This is a genomic window from Desulfonauticus autotrophicus (assembly GCF_055381725.1).
Map to the genome: position 1 here is coordinate 988,263 of NZ_AP042395.1, position 21,241 is coordinate 1,009,503.

Genomic DNA, 21,241 nt, shown 5'->3' on the forward strand with positions numbered 1-21,241 from the left:
AGCGGACAAAAAAATATTTGTTCGCTGCTGCCAATTTTAAATATCACCATTTTCTAAGATCTTCTTTTCTTCATAAGGAACAAGTTTTTTTCTATACCATTCCAGTTTAGCATGCTCCATAGCTGAAGAGCACATGCTTAAATTGGCATAACTCTCTCCAATTTTTTCAATCACCAGGGAACTAAGCTTATAAATACAATAATTAAGCTCTCCTTCACTCTCTACATTTTTAGCTATTTCTTTTAAAAAAGAATCAAAGAGTTTTCTTCTTTCCTTTTTTATATAGGGCATAGACACTCCTTGTAAAAAAAATAAACTTAAGTGGAAGAACCTTTATGTTTACAATCTCTGATTCCTAAAAGATGCCGATAAGGACCTGGAGTGCCAGGAGGCACCAGGGCCACTCTATCACCATCTTTTAACTTGGTGTCAAAGGATTTTACCTTTCCATTTACAAATACCCCTTCCACTTCTTCTTCCTTAATATCTAATAATTCCAAAATATCTTTAGGAGTTGCTTCTTCTTTTAATTCTAAGATAGCGTTTTGACAGGGTATATTATTTTCCCTGAGTTTAAATAATAAAAAGCCAAAGGCATTAAAGGTGATTTTCATCTAGCTCTTCCTCTTTATAAAATTTTTTTAAACCACAACGAGCACAAGGTTCACAATCCTTTAAACACTTAGGGCTTTGTTTTCCTCTTTTAAAATCAAGATACTCCTTATACAGGTAAGCTTTATTTACCCCCATGTCTATATGCTCCCAGGGAAAACTTGTTTGTAAACCTTTCTCTCTGGTATAAGGATCCAATTTTTCTCTACAATTTTTATAGGCCCTAACCCAGGAATTAGTTTTTAAAGCTTCTTCTAAAAAGAAAAATAGCTTCTCATCTCCTCTGGCCAGAATCCCCTGTATCCTGGATAAAAGAGGATTTTCCAGGCTCACCTTTGTCCTGGGAAATTTGCCAATTATTTGTTTAAACCTTTTAGCTCTTTTTCCAGTTCTCCTTCTTTAAGCAACTCTATCCACTGCAAGGGAGTCCAGGGTTTAGGGACCAGAAAACTTACACTTACACTTATTAAATCCAATCCTTTTTTCCGTTTTCCCTTACCCCTAGCTCTAGCTTCTTCTATTTTGAAAAAAAAATCTTCCAATTCTAAAAAGTCTTCTTCTGTTTCTTGAGGAAATCCTAAAATAAAATATAGTTTTAAATTATTAAATTGTAGTTTGGAAATATGCTCTACTACTTCTAGAAATTTTTTCTCTGAAAATTTTTTATTAATGGATTTTCTAATTTTTTTACTTATTCCTTCAACTGCTAAAGTAATACTTCTGGTACCTGTTTTTCTCAAAAAATAAAGAAACTCAAAATCTAAACTATTTACTCTTAGAGAAGAGAGGGAAAATTTTATTTTTTTATCTTGTAGCCAGAAAAGAAATTCTTTTAAATAAGGCCAATCAGTAAGAGCAGTACCTACCAGCCCAACTTTACGCGGTTTTATATCTTCCACTATTTTTTTAGCTTCTTCAACTCTAATTTCTCTAAAAGGACGATAGATAAACCCAGCAGCACAAAACCTACATCCATACAAACATCCTCTATTTATTTCCAACAAAAGAGTATCTGGGAACGCACTTCGGTCAGAAATAAACAAGGAATAACTGGGGCTAAATCTATCTTGTACGCAAATAGCCCGTTTGGCCTTTTTATCTAGGGTAAGCACATAAGGAGATTTTAAAGCAACATTTAATAAATCTTGCTTACTACCTTGTTTTAAGTAGGTGTCTTTTAGACCTTTTAATAATTGAACAAATTTTTCTTCTCCTTCTCCTACAAAGGCAAAATCCAGAGTCCCAAGAAAAGGATAGGGATTTAAAAAACAAAGAGGACCTCCCCCAATTATAAGGGGGAAGTCCTCTCCTCTGGCTTCTGACTTTAAGGGAAGATTTAACTCTCTTAAAAACTTTAAAAAAGGCAAAATATCTAATTCAAAGTTTAAACTAAAACAAATAACCGGGAAGGAGGAAAGGGGAGTATTGTTTTCCACAGAAAACAAATCTTCTTTTCTCCCCTGTCCGTAAAAGCTTTCTACAACAAAGTCATCTTCTTCGCTTAACTCCTTATATATTCTCTGCCAGCCCAAAGTGGAAAACGCCAGACTTTCCTTTTCCGGAAAAACAATAGCTACTGGCAGTCGTCCACCCCATTCTTTTAGTGCATTTTTTAATTTGGGGTAGATAACACTCCTTTTTTCTTCATTAACCTAATTAATCAGCCTGCATACGAATAAAAGAGGGAATTTCAAATTCATCATCATCAAAAACAAAATCTTCTTTGGAATTTTCTTCCATTTGCTCCTGGAGTTCTGTAGATGCTACTTTCCCCCGCCTGAGATAAGCTGGAATACGCAGATCTTCCTCGTTTTCCACATTAACTTTTACCTTTCTAGACTTTTTCAGGCCCTGCTCTTTATATTTTTTGGCCTCAGAAATAGAAGTAACCTTATCTTCTCCCTGCCCACTTTCATCATTGTGCTCAATACCAGTAGCAATAACAGTAATTCTTAATTCATCTCCAATATTTTCATCTATTACAGCACCAAAGTAAATTTTTGCATCTTCGTGAGCAGCCTCATGAATAATATTAGCAGCTTCACTTACTTCATCTATACCAATATCAGGACCACAACTAACATTCATTAAAATACCTCTAGCTCCTTCAATAGAAATATCTTCAAGCAAAGGACTGGTAATTGCTTTCATAGCTGCTTCTCTTGCTCTGCTTTCACCTTGAGCGATTCCAGTACCCATCATGGCCAGTCCCATTTCTCCCATCACAGCCTTTACATCAGCAAAATCAAGGTTAATAAGGCCTGGGACCATAATCAAGTCAGATATACCCTTAACTGCATAATATAATACTTCATCTGCTTTTTTAAGCATTTCAATAAAAGAAGCTTTTTTAGAGGCTAAAGTAAGTAAACGGTCGTTAGGAATAACAATCAAGCTGTCTACGACCTTTTTTAAATTATTTACTCCTGCTTCAGCCTGTTTAATGCGTCTTTTTCCTTCAAAATAAAAGGGCTTAGTGACTACAGCTACAGTCAAGGCTCCCATTTCCTTAGCTATTTCGGCAATCACTGGCGCTGCCCCAGTTCCTGTACCACCGCCCATACCAGCAGTAACAAAAACCATATCACTGCCTTCTAATACCTCTTTTATCTTATCTGCGCTCTCCAGGGCAGCCTCTCGACCTACTTCAGGGTTGGCTCCAGCCCCTAAACCCTTAGTAAGTTTTTCACCCAGCTGGATTTTAAACTCAGCCTTGGACTTCTTGAGGTCCTGCAAGTCAGTATTGGCAGCAATAAAGGTAACTCCTTTCATGGCCGAACAAATCATGTTGTTTACGGCATTACCACCTCCACCACCAACACCTACTACTTTAATTTTAGCATTACCTTCCATTTCTAATTCCAAAAACTCCATAAGTTCCTCCTTCCCTTTAAGTTAAAATTTAACTTATATCAGAAAGCCATTTTTTCATGCGCCCTAAAATACGATTAAAAATATTTTTATCCCTTATCCTAAATCTGCTGGCCTCATGCTGTTTTTCAGACCCATATTTTAATAAACCTACTGCTGTAGCATACATGGGGCTATTAACCACATCCTTTAATCCCCCTACCCCAATGGGTTCTCCTACTCTGGTGGGCAGGTTAAAAATTTGCTCAGCCAAATCCTGAAAGCCTTCAATTAAAGCAGCCCCTCCTGTTAACACAACTCCAGCAGCAATAGATTCTTTGAATCCAGAGCGAACCAACTCCTGGTCTACCAGAGCCAGCAACTCTTCCATTCTTGGTTCACAAATCTCAGCCAAAATATGTCTAGACAACTTACGAGGTGCTCTTCCACCCACGCTAGGTACTTCTATTACTTCTGCATCCTGCACTAAATCTGCCAGAGCACATCCATATTTGACCTTAATCTGCTCTGCAGCAGCCATAGGAGTACGCAGGCCAAAGGCAATATCATTGGTCAGATTAGTCCCTCCAATAGCCAAAACGCCAGTATGCCGAATGGAATCATTGGAAAAAATAGCAATATCAGTGGTACCTCCTCCAATATCCACCAAAGCAACCCCGATTTCCCGTTCTTCTTCTGTAAGTACTGCCTGGGCAGAAGCCAAAGATTCCAGGACAATGTCCTCCACATCCAGCCCTGCTCTGTGGCAGGAGCGCACAATATTTTGAGCACTACTAACAGCTCCAGTTACAATATGCACCTTTACTTCCAATCTCACTCCAGCCATTCCCAAAGGGTCCATAATACCCCTTTGTTCATCCACAATATACTCCTGGGGTAAGATATGTATTACTTCCCGATCCAGAGGAATAGCCACAGCCTTAGCTGCATCTATTACTCTATCCACATCTCTGGAACTTACCTCTCCACCTTTAACTGCAATTACTCCATGACTATTAAATCCCTTGATATGACTGCCGGCAATGCCTGTATAGACGCTTCGAATTTCCCTTCCAGCCATGAGTTCTGCTTCTTCTACTGCCCGTTTAATGGATTTTACAGTCTGATCTATATTCACCACCACCCCTTTTCTAAGCCCGGTAGAAGGACTGGTGCCTATACCAATAACATCTACTCCTTCTGAAGTTATCTCCCCCACCACACAACAAATCTTAGTAGTGCCCAAATCCAAACCTACAATTAAATTGTCTTTGGCCATAAAAAGCTCCTTGCTTATACTTCAGTGGACATAGCTAACCCATGCCCTGTTGCCAGCTATCTTCACTTCTCGTACCCTATCCAATTCCTTTTTTAACTTTAAATCCATAAATACCTTTTTTAAAAAAGTTATTTCTCCTTCCAGCCCTTTCCTTTCCAGAGAAATCCATAAATTGTAACCATCAATAAAAAGCCTTACCTCTTTACCTTTTACCTTTATTCCCCCAATCTTCTGCCAGGAAAAGGAAAACCTTTTTCTCTTAAAGCAAACACAATGGGCTTTAAGGAAATATTGTCTCTTTTCACTAATAAGGGTAAAGACAGATATTTTTTAGGATTTAGAACATCTATTCTATCTCCATTTATATCTGCATAAAAAATTTTATCATTCTCTTTTAACAAGAAAAACGGTTCCTTTTCTTTTATTTCAATACTTAGTTTATCTGGAATAGTTCTCTTAATTATGCTTTCATAAACCCAAGGGTTTCTTCTTAGCTTTCTATTAAGCTCAGATATATTTAAACTAAATAAGTTATCACCAAGCCTAAGGTCAAGATAAGAAGTTATATCATTGTAGGTAAGCATTTCATTACCTTTTATTTCTATTTTTTTCAAAGAAAAATAATCCATAGTGGTTATTGTATAATACAATTTCAAAACGATAAAAGAACCTATAGCCACAAAACTAATAGCTAAAAACAGGGTAAAAAGCAAAGAAAATATATCTAAAGTTCTTCTTTTTCTCTTATATTTTTTACTGGTTAAACTTACTGACATTTTATTAACTTTACTTCTGGCTCCAAAAGAATATCTTTTTGTTTAAATACTTCTTCTCTGGCCATATCTATAAGAGTAAAAGCATCTGTAGGATTTCCCTGTCCCAAATTTATTAAAAAATTGGCATGCTTTTCGGAAAAAGCCATACCGCCTAAAACCTTTCCTCTAAAGCCACATTCTTCTAAAATTTTACCTGCACTAACTTCTTTATTGGGGTTTTTAAACACGCAGCCTGCACTGGGATATGCTAGAGGTTGTCTATCCTTTTTCTCTTTGTACCAATATGTTATTTTTTCCTTTACCAGACTCTTACTTACCTTTTTCAATCTTAGCCTGAGATTAACAACCAAAAAGAACTCATAGCCACAGTTAAAATAACGATACCCTAAAGCAACTTTATCTTTGGAAAGCTTGATTTTTCCTGTCTCAGCAGTCCATATCTCCACTTCTTCCCAGACCTCTCCTATTTCGCTACCAAAGGAGCCTGCATTCATGGCTACAGCTCCTCCCAAACTGGCAGGAATACCTGCTAAATTTTCCAAACCACTCCAGCCTTCCCTAACACAAACCTGAAGTAGCCTGGGCAAAGAAAAGGAAGCATCCACTCCAATAGTTATGCTTTCCTTATCTTCCCTGAGTACCTGTAAATTCCTTTTTTTAGGCAACCACCTTACTAAAAGCTGATTTATCTTTTCAGCAAAAATAAGATTACTTCCCCTGCCCAGAACCAGAAAAGGTTCTTGTTTTTCCTGGAGTTGGCAAATAAAGTCCAGATCCCTTTCTTCTTCTAAAAGATATAAATAAGTCCCCTTGCCCGGGAGCCTAATAGTAGCCAGTTTTTTTAAGTCTGGTTCTTTTATGACTCTCATTGTAAACCCAAAAACTTCTCCCCTATGGTATAAACACTACCCGCCCCTAAGGTGATAAACAAATCTCCTGGTTTCAAAATATCTTCCAGTTTATTTTGCACTTCTTCAAAGGTTTCAAAAAACAGGACCTGCTTTCCCATTTGCTTGATCCCCTGAGCTAAAGTAAGGCCACTTACTCCAGGAATGGGAGTTTCAGAAGCAGGATATATCTCGGTGAGTAAAAGCAAGTCTGGTTTGGATAAAACCTTGCAAAACTCTCCAAACAAGGCCTGGGTACGAGTAAACCGGTGGGGTTGAAATAAAACCACCAATCTTCTTTCTGGAAAACAAAGGCGCGCAGTATTTAAGGTAGCTTCTATTTCTGTAGGATGATGACCATAATCATCCACCACGATTATTCCCTTTTTTCTCCTTTGATTTCAAAACGCCTTCCCACTCCTTTAAAAGAAGAAAGTCCCTTAAATATGTCTTCTGGCTGAATACCAACTTCTAAGGATATACCAATGGAAGCAAGAGCATTTAAAACATTGTGTTTACCTGGATGAGGCAAACTAACTTCACCCAGATTTTTACCTTTATAAAGCACTCTAAAACAACTTCCCTGTTCACAATGAACTATTTTAGCCTGTAAGTCATTTTCTTCAGAAAAACCATAAGTAATTACTGGCCTTTTTACCAGAGGTAAAAGGGACCTTATATTCTTATCATCTCCACATACTACATTTAAACCATAAAAAGGAACTTTATTCATAAACTGCAAAAAGGCTTCTTTTATCTCTGTTATATCTTTATAAAAATCAAGATGGTCTGCATCAATATTGGTTACAATGTTAAAAATGGGAAACAAACACAAAAAAGAACCATCTGACTCATCAGCTTCAGCTATTAAATATTCTCCACTTCCCAAAACTGCATTGCTACCAAAAGCGTTTAATCTACCTCCAATAATAACAGTAGGGTCAAGACCTGCTTCTTTAAAAATAGTACCCAAAAAAGAAGTAGTGGTGGTCTTGCCATGAGTGCCAGCCACAGCAATACCCACCTTTAAACGCATCAATTCAGCAAGCATTTCTGCTCTGGGAATAATGGGAATTTTTCTTTTTTTAGCAGCAATAACTTCAGGATTATCATCCTTAACTGCAGTGGAGCGCACCACCACCTGAGCCTCTCCTAGATTTTCTGCTCTATGGCCAATAAAAATCTTTGCCCCCAGGGATTGTAAGCGTTTTACACTAGCACCTTCTTTTAAGTCAGAGCCGCTCACCTCATAACCAAGATTTAAAAGCACTTCAGCAATGCCACACATTCCTGAACCGCCAATACCAATCATGTGAATTTTTTTGATTTTAATTTTCACTGCTAAGCTCCTTGGATTAACCCTTCTATCTCTTCTAGAATCTTTTCTGAGGCTCTGTTTTCGCCCAACTTTAAACTATTTTCAGCCATCTGGCGCAATTTGGCAGGACTTTCCAAATAGTCAATAACCAGGGAAGCAAAATTTATTTCCTGTAAGTAAGGCTGTAAAACCACCAAAGCTGCTCCTATCTTTTCCAAGGCTTGAGCATTTTTTAATTGATGGTCATAGGCAGCATAGGGATAGGGTACCAAAATACTGGGTCTTTTTACTGCACAGAGTTCAGCAATGGTAGAAGCTCCAGCTCTACAAAAAACCAAATCAGCAAAGCTGTAGGCTTCTGTCATGTTGTCAATAAAGGCCTCCACCTTTGCTTCTGGATAAATATTTACATACTCTTTTTTTACCCATTCATAATCTCTAGGACCAGTTTGATGCCAGATGTTTATTTTTTGTTTTTTAAATTCTTTTAAATACTTAACTACAACTTTATTGAGAACAGTGGCTCCCTGACTACCACCCAAAATTAAAAGATTTTTAGAGCTAAAGTCTTCCTTAAAGGAAACTTTTTTTATCTCTTGTCGAATGGGATTTCCGGTAAGCACTGTCCTATCTTTAGGAAAAATGCCAAACTCATCAGGAAAAGAAAGAAACACCCTATTTACTTTTCTGGCCAAAAGCCTATTAGTCAGGCCAGGAAAGGAATTTTGCTCATGAATGGCCCTTTTTAGCCTTAAGATATGAGCAGCATACACTGGAGCAAATCCCGCATAACTGCCAAAGCCTACCACAACCTGAGGCTTAATCTTTTTCAGCCAGTAAATACTTTGAACAAGGGCCAGACCCAGGCCAGTAAGCTGAACAATCCCCTTTATGCCCCTGCCCATTATGCCTCGTACTGGAAGTCCCCTAAAGGCAAAGCCCTTTTCCTGCACAATCTTACCTTCAGGTCCATACTTACCCCCCATAAAGACAATTTCACACTCAGGATATTTTGCTTTTATTTCTTGAGCTAAAGCTAGAGCAGGAAAAATATGTCCTCCTGTTCCTCCAGTGGAAAGGACTATTTTTTCCAATCTTTTCAACTTTGACCTCGCTTGCTTAAATTTAAAAGTAATCCTACCAAAGTAAAAGACAACAAAAGATTACTTCCTCCATAACTTATAAAGGGCATGGGTATTCCCTTGGGTGGTACAACGCCAAGCACCACTCCCAGATTCAAATACATATTCCAGAGCAAGATAAACCCTGCCCCAAAGGCCAGCAACCTTCTCTCCAGGTCCTGTTGTCGCAAAAAAATCACTATCCAGCGCCAAAAAATCAAAAGAATTAAGACAAAAATTAAACTTAACCCCCAGAACCCCAGTTCCTCTCCCAAAATAGACAAAATAAAATCATTATGAGCTTCTGGTAGATAAAAAAACTTTTGTTTACTCTCTCCCAAACCAACTCCCCAGATTCCCCCATTAACCAAGCCATAAAAGGACTGAATAAGTTGATAGCCACTATCATAAGGGTCCTGGAAGGGGTTTAAAAAGGCCTTAATCCTTTCCAAACGATAAGGAGCTTGCAATACAGCCAGAACCACTCCGCCAATTCCCAATCCTAAAAGTCCTCCAAAATAGCGTAGAGGTACTCCTCCCACAAAAGCCAACCCCAAAAACACGCTCAGTAAAAATACAGCTCCACCAAAATCCGGTTGTAAAAAGAGGAAGGTGCAAAAAGCAAGAGTCAAGACCAGAGGTGGAAGTATTCCTACTGAAAATTTATCAATTTTATCCTGTTTAAATCCATAAAAATAGCTAAGATATATAAGCAAAGTAAATTTTACAAACTCTAGAGGTTGAACAGAAAAATAGTGAAAATAAAGCCAGCGCCTGGCTCCACCAGCACTTTTACTCCAGGGAGAAAATAGAACCAAACTTAAGAGCAAAATAGACACAAATATAAATATATACCTCATTTTAAAAAAAAGATTTATATTTATTTTATAAGTAACAAGCATAACTAAAACACCCACAGCCATAAAAACAGCCTGTCTAGTTAAGTAGGAAAACTTACTTTCGCTTAGAACAGAACTGGAACTAAAAATCATAGTCAAACCAATAACACACAGTATAAGTACAGAAAATAAAAGTATATTATTATATAAAAAGTAGTTTTTATACTTCTTTACCATCACTAAATATCTCTTTTACCAGGCGTTTAAATTCTTGTCCTCTCTCCTTATAGTCTTTAAACAAGTCAAAACTTGCTGTTGCTGGAGAAAGTAAAATATTTTCTTTAATTCCTATTTCTGCTTTTAACAACAAAAGACTCTCCTTTAGAGTGGGAGTCCAGGACATATCTACCAGGTCAGAAAAGGCTGCTTCAAAAATTTCTTTACTTTCCCCAAAAAGATAAACCTTCTTCACTTTTTGTTGAATCAAACTTCCAAGTAAGGTTAAATCTCCGCCCTTAAAAACCCCTCCGCAAAAAAGCCTTATGGGCTCTGATACACTTTCCAGTGCCACTCTAAGAGAATCTACAGTGGTAGATTTTGAATCATCAATAAAATAACAATCTTGCCATTGCCAAAAGTATTCTAACCTATGCGCAGGAGGCCTAAAATCCTGTATGTAGCCCTGAAATTCCTTTTCAGATAATCCCAGGTAATTTAAGGCTAGATAAGCTGCTTCTAAATTTTCCTGATTGTGTTTTCCTTTTAAATATTTATTTTTAAATTTATCTCTAGCTACAAAATAAATGCGTGAAGATTTAAAGTTGTATTTTTCCAATTTATCTTTAAAAATAAAAGGTAATATAGCCAGGTCCTTTTCTTTTTGCTTTCTAAAAAGATTTAATTTTGCTTCCCAATATTCCTCTAAGTCTAAATGAAAATCCAGATGATTGGGGGAAAAGTTGAGTAAAATTCCTATCTGGGGAGAAAAGGAGTTGCAATTTTGCAACTGAAAACTACTTACTTCCAGTACCAGATAATCTACTTCCTCTCCACTCAGCAAATATTCACTGAGAGGAGTTCCCAGATTTCCTCCAGCAAAAACCCGCTTTCCCCATTTTTTTAAAACATGTTCCAGAATCAAAGTTGTAGTGGTTTTACCATTGGTACCTGTTACCGCAATAATGGGCTTGTCCACAAACCAGGAAGCCAATTCCAGCTCTGAGTAAACAAAGGTCTTTGGATCTAGATAGCTTTCCAGATTTCTCTTATTCACTCCAGGGCTTAAAATAAGCATATTCAGCCCTTGAAAGTCTTCTTTAGCATGCTGCCCAACTTTTAACCTTACCCCCAGAGTATCTGCTAAGCTTTTCACCTCTTCCCTGATTTTAGCAGGGTCCTGCTCCAGCCAAACTATTTCTGCGCCTAGCCTGGCAAGTAGTTTTACCGCTCCCTGCCCGGAGCGACCACAACCAACAACTCCCACTCTATGACCCTTTAATTGACCTGGAAAAATCAACTGGCGCATACTTACCTCAACTTTAAAGTACTAAGAGCAATTAGTGCCAATAAAATGGATAAAATCCAGAACCGCACAATAATCTTGGATTCTGGAATACCTTTGAGCTCAAAATGATGATGAATAGGGGCCATTTTAAAGATTCTTTTTCCATTGGTCAGTTTAAAATAACCCACCTGTAAGATTACAGAAAGGGTTTCAATGACAAAAAGACCGCCTACTATCACCAAAACCAATTCCTGCTTGCACAATACCGCCATAAACCCCAAACTTCCACCCAGACTCAAACTACCCACATCTCCCATAAACACATCTGCAGGATGGGCATTAAACCATAAAAAGCCCAGGCCAGCTCCCACCAGGGCAGCACAAAAGACTGTAACCTCTCCAACCCCTGGAATGTAGGCTATTTGTAAATATCGTGCTAAATGAATGTGTCCACTGACATAGATAAACAAAGCAAAACAGGCAGCACAAACAATAGTAGGACCAATGGCCAAGCCATCCAAACCATCTGTAAGGTTTACCCCATTGGAAGCTCCGACCATGACCAGTACGGCAAAGGGCATATAAAAAAGTCCCAAGTCTGGCTGAAAATTTTTAAAAAAAGGAACCAGAAGCTTGGTATCATAACCTGGCAAAGTTAAAAGCAAAGTCACCACTCCCACTGAAACAATGACTTGCCCTAAAAACTTCCCCCTGGCACTAAGCCCTTTATTGTTCTTTTTTACCACTTTTAAATAATCATCTACAAAACCTACCAGGCCAAAACCAACAAAAACAAAAATGCTAAGCCAAATGTATTTGTTGGTAAGATCCCCCCATAAAAGCACACTGGTAAGTACACTAAAGGCAATTAATAACCCTCCCATAGTGGGAGTACCTTGTTTCTTTTCATGACAACTAACTTCTTCCTGAATGTATTGCCCAAACTTTATTTTTCTAAGCCAGCAAATAAATCTTGGGCCAAAAACTATGCTTAAAAGTAAAGCAGTAAGCAATGCATATATGCTCCTAAAAGTTATATACCTAAAAACATTAAAGACACTATAAACATCAGATAAAGGATATAATAAATGGTAAAACATGATTAAAACTCTCGTTTAAATTTGTTTACAAAGTTATCTAAACCAATAGACCTGGAAGCCTTAAATAAAAACAGTCCTTTTTTTAGATTATAATTTTTAATATAAGAAATAAATTCATCTTCATTATTTACTTCTAAAATACTATCTTCTTTTCCATAACCTTGAGCAACAAAGCGATAATTTTTACCTTTATAAAAAATCAAATAGGGATTTATTTCTCTTAATAGTTTTCCTAAATTTAAGTGTTCCTCTTCTGTTGCTGCTCCCAATTCAGCCATATCTCCTAAAACCAAAATCAAAGGAAGTTCATTAGCTATAGTTTTGGCACTATATAAAGAAGCCCGCATAGAAAGAGGATTGGCATTATAACTATCATCTATAACCCCAAAAACACCTTGCTGAAAAAAGTTAAACCTATGCTGGGGAAGTTCTATTGTTTTTAAGCCTTGAATAACTTCTTCTTTAGTTAGGGAAAAGTATTTGCTTAATAAAAGTGCACACTTTAAATTATCCTCAAATTGAATTCCCCAAAAAGGAAGCTCTACTTCAAATTCTTCCCCTATCCACGTAATTATAAACAACCCTTTTTTATCTTTAGAAATGCCTTTAAATTTTACCTGAATACTATCTTCTTGCTTGAAATATATCTTGTTAACCCGGGGATAATTTTTAGCTTCTTCCACCAATTCTAAATATTTATCATTAATAAAAGAAATACCACTGGAAGTAAGAAATTGTAGCAACTTCATCTTATTTTTAGCTACTTCTTTTACATTCTTAAGTCCTTCTAAATGACAGGGTCCTACATTGAGAATCACAGCCACATCAGGAGTCACAATTTCTCCCAATTCATCCATATCATAAGTGTTATTTATACCAACTTCCAGCAACCAAATATCTTCCTCTCCACTAAAATTGAAAATAGAAAGAGGTATTCCAATTTGATTGTTCCAGTTCTTAAAATTTCTCTCCACTTTATGTCTTTGCTTCAATAAAAAATAAGCAATTTCCTTGGTTGTAGTTTTTCCAGCTGAACCAGTAAAAGCCACTACTTTGGCTTTAGAATTTTTTCTTAAAAAATTAGCCACTCTACCCAGAGCCTTAATAGTATCATCTACTAAAAGCACAGGTATGTGAGGTTCATATTCTAAAGGCCTATGTACTACTAAAGCCAAAGCGCCTTTTTTTTCTGCCTCCTGGGCAAAACTATGACCATCAAACCTGTTGCCACGAATACAAAAAAAGATATCTCCCTCTTCTACCAGACGACTATCTATTTTTATACCCTTTATAGCTTTATCTTCCTGGCCTTTTAATTCTCCTATGGCCCTGGTAATTAAATAAATATCCTTTAGTCTAAGCTTCATTTAAAATTTCCTGCACCACTTTTTTATCTGCAAAAGGATAGCGAATTCCTTTTATTTCTTGATAATCTTCATGCCCTTTACCAGCAATAAGCAAAAGGTCTTCTGGAGTTAAAAGCTCAATAGCTCTTTTTATAGCTTTTTTTCTATCTATCTCTACCTCATAAGAATAATTCTCTGAAAACCCTGGAAGAATATCTTCAATAATCTTTTCTGGTTCTTCAAAACGAGGATTATCAGAAGTAACGATTGCCATATCAGCAAACTTACTTACTGCTTTAGCCATAAGAGGTCTTTTACTTTTATCTCTATTTCCACCACACCCAAATACAACGACTAGCTTTTTATCTGTAAGTTCTCTTAAAGTCTTACATACATTTTCTAAGGCGTCAGGAGTATGAGCATAATCTACTACTATATTTAAATTTTTCTTATTAACAATTTTTTCTACCCTGCCTGGAACTCCGGGAAAACTTTTTAAAACCTCTGACCAATCAACTGACAACTGTAAACACACTATTAAGCCCATACAGGCCAATAAATTATAGAGATTATACTTGCCCAAAAGGGGTAAAAAAACTTTTTCTATTCTATCTTTTAACTTTACTGTACCTTCTATTCCTTTTAAGTTAGCTATATAATCTAATACCTTAATGTCATTATAATTTTTAAAACCATAGGTTATACTATCTTTATTTTTTAAATCATCTATAATCTTTTTACCCCACTCAGAATCACCATTTACAATTGCCCTATTGGAATATAATGTAAACATCTTTTTCTTAGCTAAAAAATACTCTTCCATGCTTTTATGATAATCCAGATGATCCTGAGTTAAATTGGTAAAAATACCAGCCTCAAATTCAAGTCCTGCAACTCTATCTTGGTCTAAAGCATGTGAAGAAACTTCTATACAAGCATAATCCATTCCTTTTTTTCCATATCAGATAAATAACTATACAAGCTCAAACAATCCGGAGTGGTTAAAGAAGCTGGGAAAGAAGTATTTCCTATCCTTATATTTATAGTGCCAACAATACCTGCTTTAAACCCTATTTTTTCCAACACATGGGCAATTAAATAAGAAGTAGTGGTTTTGCCATTGGTTCCAGTAATTCCAATAAGTTTTATTTTTCGTCCTTGAGGAAAATAATAAGAATTGGCCAGTTCTCCCAGGGCCTGAGTAGGATTGGGATGAAAAATTCCTTTTTCTCCCAGTTTAGAAACTATTTCCTGGTTGGCAGAAAGTACATATTGAGCGCCTTTACTCAAGGCATCTTGTATGAATTCATTACCATCTACTGTAGTACCAGGCAAAGCCACAAAAATATCTCCAGGCTCAACCTTTCTAGAGTCAGAAACAACTCTTTTTCCTTTTTTAGCTAAATCCAGTAAAAAAGAGTATTCTTTAGACATAAATTAACTTTCTCCCAGCAATAATTCCACCTGCATATTTTTCTTCAATTCCACCCCTGGTGCAGGTTTCTGGCCTCTAACCACTAAACCCTGTCCTTTTAATTGAGGGATAAGGCCTTGGGAAATAAGCACATCCATTGCTCTACGCACTGACTGTCCCCTTAAATCAGGCAATCTATTTTTCCATACCACTTCTTTTTTTATCTCCTGGGAAAAAACATGTTTTGTTTTTGCAGGAACAGTAGTTGAAGGAAGTAAAGAGTGATCTACTGATAAAAGTCGCAAAGACATCTCCTTCACGCCTGGACCAGCAACTACCCCTCCGTAATGTCCTTTTCGAGGCTCATCTAAGAGTAAAAAAACAACATATTTAGGATTTCTGGCTGGCAACAACCCCACAAAGGAAGAAGTATAAACCCCCTCTTTATAACCACCTTGTTTTAAATCCGCCTTTTGAGCTGTTCCGGTTTTTCCACCTAACTCCACTTCTTCTAATTTGCTTAACTTTCCTGTGCCTTCCTGATTGACCACTTCCCAGAGCATGTCCAAAAGTTGCTTACCTGTTTGCACGCTAAAAATTCTTCTTCCTTTTCCTGCTCTACTGTAGGAGAACGTAATAACTTTAAGGGAACAAACTCTCCCTTTCTGGCAATAGCTAAGTAAGCTTGAACCAGGTGCAAACCAGTGGTTGCCCAACCCTGGCCAAAGGCAGCAGAAGCCAGGTCTACCCTATTCCACTTATAGGGTGGCCGTAACAAACTTTCCGAAAGACCAGGTAAAGGGATATCCACTTTATCCTTAAAGCCAAACTCAGCGAGAAAGCGATAATAGTTTTCAGCTCCCAATTCCAGTGCAATTTTACCTGCCCCAATGTTGCTGGAATATCTAAGGATTTTGTTTACAGGCAACCAGCCATAGGGATGAGTATCTTCAATAACTATGTTGTCCAGCTTCCACTTTCCCTGCTCACAAAAATAAATAGATTTGGGCTTCACCACTTTTTTTCTAAAGCTGCAGCTAATAAAAAAGGCTTAGCTGTAGAGCCTGGTTCAAAAAGATCCAGGGCTGCCCTGTTTCTTCTTTCTTGAGGAGTGGAGAGATAAAAGAGGTTGGGATTAAAAAAAGGATAATTGGCCAAAGCCAGGACTTCGCCATTGTCCACCTCTACCACTATAAGCTGACCATGCCTGGCCTGAAACTTTTGCACACTTTTTCCAAAATATCCTCGGCAAAGGCTTGAACCCTTGTGTCTATGGTTAAAACCAGGTCCTTGCCAGCTAAAAGAGGAGATAGGAAAGTGTATTTTATGAGCCTTCCCTTACCGTCCTGAAAGGCAACAAATTGTTTTTCCTTTCCCTGCAAAACCTTATCAAAACTCTTTTCTAACCCCTCTAAACCCTCTCCATCTATATTGGTAAAGCCCAAGACTTGCCCCAGCAGATGCCCCTGGGGATAAACCCTGGTGAACTCTGTAGTCAAATATATCCCTGACTCAGGTAAAAAGATTTTCTTGATCTGAGCCGCCTTGGCATCACTTATTTTTCTCTTAATCCAGACAAAAGAATTCTTTTTTTGCAACTTCTCTAATACTTCCTTGGAATCTAACTCTAAAATACGGGCCAACTGCTTAGCTACTGAAGAGGCACTTTTTACCTCATATGGTCTGGCAAATACTGAAAAGGTCTGGACACTCTGGGCTAAAACCACTCCATTGCGATCCAGGATCTTACCTCGATAGCCCTGGACCTTTTTTCTACAAAATAGTGATTGGAAAATCTGGCTTTTATCTCTGGAGCCCACCAAATTTGAATCCAAAAGGCCCTGGCCCAGAGCCCTAAAGTCAGGAGAAAAAACTACTGCTACCAGTCCAAAGCGATGCTTACTTTTGTCTTTTGCTTTCAGTCTATGCTTTAAGCTCATTTGGCCAGTACCCTTACTTCCTTTTCCTGAGGCGGCCTTAACCCCAATTTTTCAGCTTCTTCTTTTAACCTTAAAGGTGAGAGCAGGTATTCTTTTTCTGCTAGTAGCTTGGCCTGTTTTTCCTGAGCTACAAGAACCTTTTTCTCTAATTTACTGGATTGATAAGCCAAGTCCGCAATGGAAATACTGAGCCAGATTTTAAAAAAGCCCAACAAGAGTCCGCTAAAAATTAAAATTATCAGGAACCAGCTTTCCTTTTTCATATCTTTTCAGCCACTCTTAATTTAGCACTCCTGCTTCTGGGATTTTGCCTAACTTCCTCTTCTCCAGCTAAAATGGGTTTATTAGTTAAAATTTTAATTTGTTTTTTATGGCCACACTGGCAAATCACCACTTCTGGGGGACAAAGACAGTCTTTGGCTTCTTTTTTAAATACCTTTTTGACGATTCTATCTTCCAGCGAATGAAAAGAAATAATGGCCAGGCGACCCTGGGGAGCAAGATAGGAAAATATTTTATCCAAAAACCTTTTTAAAGAATCCAATTCCTTATTAACTGCAATCCTTAAAGCCTGAAAGGTCTTGGTGGCCGGATGGTTTCTGGCCTCTCTTCTTCGCTTGGCAGGATAGGCCCGGCTCACAATCTCTGCTAACTCTAAAGTGGTTTCTATAGTTTTCTTACTTCTAGCCTCTACTATGGCTCTGGCAATTCTTCCGGCCAAGGGCTCCTCTCCAAACTCAAAAATAATTTCCTTTAAGCGCTCAAAAGAAGCTTTATTAACTAAAAAAAAAGCAGATTCCCCCTCTTTTTTACTCATACGCATATCCAAAGGACCGTCTCTTAAAAAACTAAACCCCTTTGCAGCCGAATCTAACTGCAGGGAAGACACTCCCAAATCTAAGAGCACTCCATCCACTTTTTCCCACCCCATCTCAGCCAAAAACAAATCAAAATCCGCATAATTACCCTCAAATAAGTGCACCCTATCTGCAAAGGGAGTAAGTCTTTGTCTGGCTAGTTCCAGGGCTTGAGAGTCAAGGTCAATCCCCACCAGTCTGGCCTGGCTATGCTCTAACAAAGAAAAGGAATGTCCACCCAAACCCAGGGTCCCATCCAGAATTCTTTTTCTTTTTCAGGCTCCAGCCAGAATAAAATTTCTTTCTCCAAAACAGGTATATGTTCCATTGCTAAAACCTTAACTCAAAACCCTGTTCAGCCAGTTTATCCATTACCTGCTCAAAATTGGCTTCCACTTCCTGTCTCTGGGCTTCAAAAAGCTCTCTATCCCAGATTTCAAACTTACGCCCCACACCAGCCAGTACAATATCTTTCTGAAGTTTGGCATATTGCCTTAAATAGGGAGGAACTAAAATTCTTCCCTGCTTATCCAGGGAAACTTCCATAGCTCCGCTAATAAAAAAACGATGAAAATCTCGGAAAAGTTTATTGGCCATATTTAAAGAGGAAAAACTCTTTTCAATAGCCTCCCACTCAGGCAAGGGATACCCCACCACACACTGATCAAAATTGGTCAACATTAGCTTGCCCTCTGGAGAAAGCCGTAAAACCTCTTCCCGAAACTCAGGAGGAAGGAGTAGCCTTCCCTTGGCATCAATATTGCGCAGTGTGTGCCCTCTAAACATCCCTTTCCTTCTACTTTTTACCACTTTTTACCACTTTCTTTTACATAGCGCAAGAAAAAGTCAACTATTTTTTTACAACTTTACCCCTTTTTTTTTTTTTTTTCGATATAAAGAAAATAAAAGATACTAATCTCTTAGAACAAGGAGAGGCCTATGCGTACCAGGATTATTGCCACCCTAGGTCCTGCCAGTGAAAAAGTAGAAGTAATCAAAGGTCTTATTGAAAATGGCGTATCCATTTTTCGTTTAAACTTTTCTCACGGCCGGGCCAAGGACTTTGAAAATATAGTGCAAAAAATCCGAACCATTGAAGAAGAATTAAAAAAGCCTCTTACCCTTCTCCAGGATCTCTGCGGACCCAAAATCAGAATTGGACACCTGAAAAAAAGCCCTCTTACCGTACACAAAGAAGAGCTCTTCTACCTGGGAAAAGGGCCGCAGGAAGCAGAAAATTTCATCCCTTTTGCCAACCTGGAACTACTGGATACTCTTTCTCCCAAAGACCTGGTGCGCATCAGTGATGGTGGTCTGGCCTTTGAAGTGTTAAAAAACTCTTCTGAGGAATTACTCCTAAAAGCCAGAGACAATGGACTTATCACTTCTGGCAAAGGTATTACCTTCCCAGGCAAAAGATTAAAACTGGCAGCCCTTACTGAAAAGGACAAGCAAGACATTTTAGAAGGCATAGACCTGGGAATTGATGCCCTTGCCCTTTCCTTTGTACAGGGGCCAGAAGACATTGCCCAGGCCAAAGCCATTTGTGCCAAAAAAAATAAAAAATTACCTGTTATTGCCAAACTGGAAAGACAGGCCGCTCTGGACAGGCTGGAGGACATTTTAGCTATTGCTGATGGCATAATGGTAGCTCGAGGAGACCTGGGGCTGGAGTGTCCCCTGCCCAGCTTACCTTTTTTACAAAAGGAAATCATTCGCAAATGCAAACAAACAGGTAAACCTGTTATTGTAGCTACTCAAATGCTACTTTCCATGGTCAACAGTCCCATGCCCACCAGAGCTGAAACCACAGATATTGCCAATGCCATTCTGGATGGAGCAGATTGTGTCATGCTTTCTGAAGAAACAGCTATAGGTAATTACCCTGTAGAAGCAGTAAAATACATGCGCGAAATAGGAGAAGAAGCAGAAAAAAATTTCTTTAAATTGCGAAAATCCATTGCCGAGCCGCAAGAAAAAGATTCTGAAATGTCCATAGCTCACGCTGCCTGTGTATTGGCTCAAAAGTTAAAGGCCAAAGCCTTACTGGCCCATACCAACTCTGGCACTACAGCAAGATTACTTAGCTCTTTTAGACCAGAAGAGCCCATATATGGACTCAGTCCATCTGCAAGTGTGTTAAAGTATATGAACTTTTTCTGGGGAGTAATTCCAATATTGACTGGACAAAATATTATAGACCATTTAAGAAGAGTAGAATATTTTGTGGAAAATAGTAATAAATTTGTTTCCAAAGACTTGGTAGTAATTACTGCAGGGCATCCTAAAGAAGGACAGGATAGCTGTCCAACCAATTTGATTAAGGTCTACATAAAATGAAAAATATAAAAATTGATGCAGCTTCTTTAAATCAGGAATTTTATCAAATATCCCCTCGCATTTTAGAAAGTTTTCCCAAGTTTAGAATGCCAGTAAACTTATACCTCTTCAAAGAAAACATTGCCTCTCTTCAACCTCTTTATAAAAAAGAAACCAGACTCCAGGAAGAAGAAAGAGAAAACATCATCAATCTGGCCAAAGAAGGAGTTGTATTTGTTTCCAGAGACGACCATCCCATTTATTCCAAGCACATCAGTAAACAATTGGACCTTATTTTAGTGGATAAAAATCTAACTCCTACAGAGATTATAGATATTTTAAAGCTAGCTATTCCAGAAAAGATATTAGAATTTTATGAACAACCGGTAAAACCAGCCTGGGAACAGTTAAAAGAAGATGTGTTGGTTTTACTAGAATATGTGCGCCAGGACCCCTATCGCCTAAAAGGCCTTTTAAAAAATCTCTTTACCCAGACCTCTGAAGACTTGACCAAACACACTTACAATGCAGGTATAATTGGTCTTAGCATTCTTTTAAACATGTCCAGGGAATTTAAAGAAAAAGAAATTATCTTTATAACCCTGGGGCTCTTTTCCTATGAACTCGGTTTTTACCGTATACCCAAATTTATCCGAGAAAAAAAATCCAATCTCACTCCAGAAGAACAACAAAAACTTTTTAACCACCCCACCACCAGTGCCAATATAATGCGTAAGCTAGATATTCGGGAAGAACCTCTTTTAAACTGTCATCTGGAACACCACGAATTCTTAGATGGCAGTGGCTATCCTCGCAAACTTTCCGGACAGGAATTAAGCACAGCTGGCAGGATATGTAGCCTGGCCAACTTCAGTGCAGAACTCCTGGCTCAAGGTATTCAACCCATCCAACTAATAGAAGTACTCCCCTCCCAAAGCAAAAAGCTGGACTCCAAAGCCTATACTGGATTGTTAAATATTTTAACAGATACCTTTGTTAAATAAAAGATAATATTTTATAAGAACTAAAAATAACCCATTGATATTACTTACCCCTTACTTACTCCTTTTAAAAAAATA

20 protein-coding genes and 3 pseudogenes are annotated in these 21,241 nt (G+C 37.9%); 2 read left to right on the plus strand and 21 right to left on the minus strand.

Annotation, left to right across the window (positions count from 1 at the left end):
- Positions 1-36: 36 nt before the first annotated feature.
- From ACZ42F_RS05710 to mraZ, 21 genes and pseudogenes are all read right to left on the minus strand, one after another.
- Positions 37-291, minus strand: coding sequence for a DUF6899 family protein (locus ACZ42F_RS05710; protein ID WP_029967921.1), 255 nt, complete (start codon positions 289-291; stop codon positions 37-39).
- 26 nt (positions 292-317) lie between these two features.
- Positions 318-614, minus strand: a complete 297-nt coding sequence (locus tag ACZ42F_RS05715) for a MoaD/ThiS family protein (RefSeq protein WP_464280063.1) — start codon at positions 612-614, stop codon at positions 318-320.
- Positions 598-945: a hypothetical protein gene (locus ACZ42F_RS05720; protein WP_464280064.1), complete on the minus strand. Its 348-nt coding sequence runs from the start codon at positions 943-945 to the stop codon at positions 598-600. The genes ACZ42F_RS05715 and ACZ42F_RS05720 overlap by 17 nt, the downstream gene beginning before the upstream one ends.
- A gap of 23 nt (positions 946-968) precedes the next feature.
- Entirely contained in the window at positions 969-2,144 is a 1,176-nt protein-coding gene (locus ACZ42F_RS05725; RefSeq protein WP_464280065.1) for a radical SAM protein, read from the minus strand.
- 124 nt (positions 2,145-2,268) lie between these two features.
- Complete coding sequence (gene ftsZ, locus ACZ42F_RS05730; protein WP_029967927.1) at positions 2,269-3,486, minus strand: cell division protein FtsZ; 1,218 nt, start codon at positions 3,484-3,486, stop codon at positions 2,269-2,271.
- 28 nt (positions 3,487-3,514) lie between these two features.
- Entirely contained in the window at positions 3,515-4,741 is a 1,227-nt protein-coding gene (gene ftsA, locus ACZ42F_RS05735; protein ID WP_464280066.1) for a cell division protein FtsA, read from the minus strand.
- A gap of 215 nt (positions 4,742-4,956) precedes the next feature.
- Entirely contained in the window at positions 4,957-5,355 is a 399-nt protein-coding gene (locus ACZ42F_RS05740; RefSeq protein WP_464280067.1) for a cell division protein FtsQ/DivIB, read from the minus strand.
- 152 nt (positions 5,356-5,507) lie between these two features.
- Complete coding sequence (murB, locus tag ACZ42F_RS05745; protein WP_464280068.1) at positions 5,508-6,386, minus strand: UDP-N-acetylmuramate dehydrogenase; 879 nt, start codon at positions 6,384-6,386, stop codon at positions 5,508-5,510.
- A pseudogene (murC, locus tag ACZ42F_RS05750) lies at positions 6,383-7,743 on the minus strand (UDP-N-acetylmuramate--L-alanine ligase). The gene murB and the pseudogene murC overlap by 4 nt, the downstream one beginning before the upstream one ends.
- A gap of 2 nt (positions 7,744-7,745) precedes the next feature.
- On the minus strand, positions 7,746-8,825 hold the full coding sequence (gene murG, locus ACZ42F_RS05755) for an undecaprenyldiphospho-muramoylpentapeptide beta-N-acetylglucosaminyltransferase (protein ID WP_464280069.1): 1,080 nt from the start codon (positions 8,823-8,825) through the stop codon (positions 7,746-7,748).
- Positions 8,822-9,919, minus strand: coding sequence for a putative lipid II flippase FtsW (gene ftsW, locus ACZ42F_RS05760; RefSeq protein ID WP_464280070.1), 1,098 nt, complete (start codon positions 9,917-9,919; stop codon positions 8,822-8,824). The genes murG and ftsW overlap by 4 nt, the downstream gene beginning before the upstream one ends.
- The gene (murD, locus tag ACZ42F_RS05765) at positions 9,903-11,207 is read right to left on the minus strand and encodes a UDP-N-acetylmuramoyl-L-alanine--D-glutamate ligase (RefSeq protein WP_464280071.1); all 1,305 of its coding nucleotides are present in this window, start codon (positions 11,205-11,207) and stop codon (positions 9,903-9,905) included. The genes ftsW and murD overlap by 17 nt, the downstream gene beginning before the upstream one ends.
- Positions 11,208-11,209: 2 nt before the next feature.
- Positions 11,210-12,286, minus strand: a complete 1,077-nt coding sequence (mraY, locus tag ACZ42F_RS05770) for a phospho-N-acetylmuramoyl-pentapeptide-transferase (RefSeq protein ID WP_464280072.1) — start codon at positions 12,284-12,286, stop codon at positions 11,210-11,212.
- Positions 12,287-12,288: 2 nt separating this feature from the next.
- Positions 12,289-13,653 (minus strand): UDP-N-acetylmuramoyl-tripeptide--D-alanyl-D-alanine ligase, encoded by a 1,365-nt coding sequence (locus tag ACZ42F_RS05775; protein ID WP_464280073.1) that lies wholly within the window; start codon positions 13,651-13,653, stop codon positions 12,289-12,291.
- A pseudogene (locus tag ACZ42F_RS05780) lies at positions 13,643-15,066 on the minus strand (UDP-N-acetylmuramoyl-L-alanyl-D-glutamate--2,6-diaminopimelate ligase). Before ACZ42F_RS05780 ends, ACZ42F_RS05775 begins: the two are co-directional and overlap by 11 nt.
- A 3-nt stretch (positions 15,067-15,069) precedes the next feature.
- Complete coding sequence (locus tag ACZ42F_RS05785) at positions 15,070-15,636, minus strand: penicillin-binding transpeptidase domain-containing protein (protein ID WP_464280074.1); 567 nt, start codon at positions 15,634-15,636, stop codon at positions 15,070-15,072.
- Positions 15,567-16,273, minus strand: a pseudogene (locus ACZ42F_RS05790) (penicillin-binding transpeptidase domain-containing protein). Before ACZ42F_RS05790 ends, ACZ42F_RS05785 begins: the two are co-directional and overlap by 70 nt.
- The gene (locus ACZ42F_RS05795; protein WP_464280075.1) at positions 16,237-16,986 is read right to left on the minus strand and encodes a hypothetical protein; all 750 of its coding nucleotides are present in this window, start codon (positions 16,984-16,986) and stop codon (positions 16,237-16,239) included. Before ACZ42F_RS05795 ends, ACZ42F_RS05790 begins: the two are co-directional and overlap by 37 nt.
- Positions 16,983-17,249 (minus strand): hypothetical protein, encoded by a 267-nt coding sequence (locus ACZ42F_RS05800; RefSeq protein WP_029967967.1) that lies wholly within the window; start codon positions 17,247-17,249, stop codon positions 16,983-16,985. Before ACZ42F_RS05800 ends, ACZ42F_RS05795 begins: the two co-directional genes overlap by 4 nt.
- A complete protein-coding gene (rsmH, locus tag ACZ42F_RS05805) occupies positions 17,246-18,064 on the minus strand; it encodes a 16S rRNA (cytosine(1402)-N(4))-methyltransferase RsmH (protein WP_464280076.1) in 819 nt (272 codons plus the stop codon). Before rsmH ends, ACZ42F_RS05800 begins: the two co-directional genes overlap by 4 nt.
- A gap of 109 nt (positions 18,065-18,173) precedes the next feature.
- Positions 18,174-18,629 carry a division/cell wall cluster transcriptional repressor MraZ gene (gene mraZ, locus ACZ42F_RS05810; protein WP_029967971.1) on the minus strand — a complete coding sequence of 152 codons (456 nt, stop codon included), beginning with the start codon at positions 18,627-18,629 and terminating at the stop codon, positions 18,174-18,176.
- 153 nt (positions 18,630-18,782) lie between these two features.
- On the opposite strand from mraZ, the gene pyk reads away from it, so the two are divergent.
- Entirely contained in the window at positions 18,783-20,183 is a 1,401-nt protein-coding gene (gene pyk / locus ACZ42F_RS05815) for a pyruvate kinase (RefSeq protein ID WP_464280077.1), read from the plus strand.
- Positions 20,180-21,166: an HD-GYP domain-containing protein gene (locus ACZ42F_RS05820; RefSeq protein WP_464280078.1), complete on the plus strand. Its 987-nt coding sequence runs from the start codon at positions 20,180-20,182 to the stop codon at positions 21,164-21,166. Before pyk ends, ACZ42F_RS05820 begins: the two co-directional genes overlap by 4 nt.
- Positions 21,167-21,241 lie beyond the last annotated feature (75 nt).

Bases quoted from the DNA above. Each gene is read 5' to 3' on its own strand.
- ACZ42F_RS05710 (WP_029967921.1), bottom strand. From the start codon at position 291: ATGCCCTATATAAAAAAGGAAAGAAGAAAACTCTTTGATTCTTTTTTA.
- ACZ42F_RS05715 (WP_464280063.1), bottom strand. From the start codon at position 614: ATGAAAATCACCTTTAATGCCTTTGGCTTTTTATTATTTAAACTCAGG.
- ftsZ (WP_029967927.1), bottom strand. From the start codon at position 3,486: ATGGAGTTTTTGGAATTAGAAATGGAAGGTAATGCTAAAATTAAAGTA.
- ftsA (WP_464280066.1), bottom strand. From the start codon at position 4,741: ATGGCCAAAGACAATTTAATTGTAGGTTTGGATTTGGGCACTACTAAG.
- murB (WP_464280068.1), bottom strand. From the start codon at position 6,386: ATGAGAGTCATAAAAGAACCAGACTTAAAAAAACTGGCTACTATTAGG.
- ftsW (WP_464280070.1), bottom strand. From the start codon at position 9,919: ATGGTAAAGAAGTATAAAAACTACTTTTTATATAATAATATACTTTTA.
- murD (WP_464280071.1), bottom strand. From the start codon at position 11,207: ATGCGCCAGTTGATTTTTCCAGGTCAATTAAAGGGTCATAGAGTGGGA.
- mraY (WP_464280072.1), bottom strand. From the start codon at position 12,286: ATGTTTTACCATTTATTATATCCTTTATCTGATGTTTATAGTGTCTTT.
- ACZ42F_RS05775 (WP_464280073.1), bottom strand. From the start codon at position 13,653: ATGAAGCTTAGACTAAAGGATATTTATTTAATTACCAGGGCCATAGGA.
- ACZ42F_RS05795 (WP_464280075.1), bottom strand. From the start codon at position 16,986: ATGAGCTTAAAGCATAGACTGAAAGCAAAAGACAAAAGTAAGCATCGC.
- ACZ42F_RS05800 (WP_029967967.1), bottom strand. From the start codon at position 17,249: ATGAAAAAGGAAAGCTGGTTCCTGATAATTTTAATTTTTAGCGGACTC.
- mraZ (WP_029967971.1), bottom strand. From the start codon at position 18,629: ATGTTTAGAGGGCACACACTGCGCAATATTGATGCCAAGGGAAGGCTA.
- pyk (WP_464280077.1), top strand. From the start codon at position 18,783: ATGCGTACCAGGATTATTGCCACCCTAGGTCCTGCCAGTGAAAAAGTA.
- ACZ42F_RS05820 (WP_464280078.1), top strand. From the start codon at position 20,180: ATGAAAAATATAAAAATTGATGCAGCTTCTTTAAATCAGGAATTTTAT.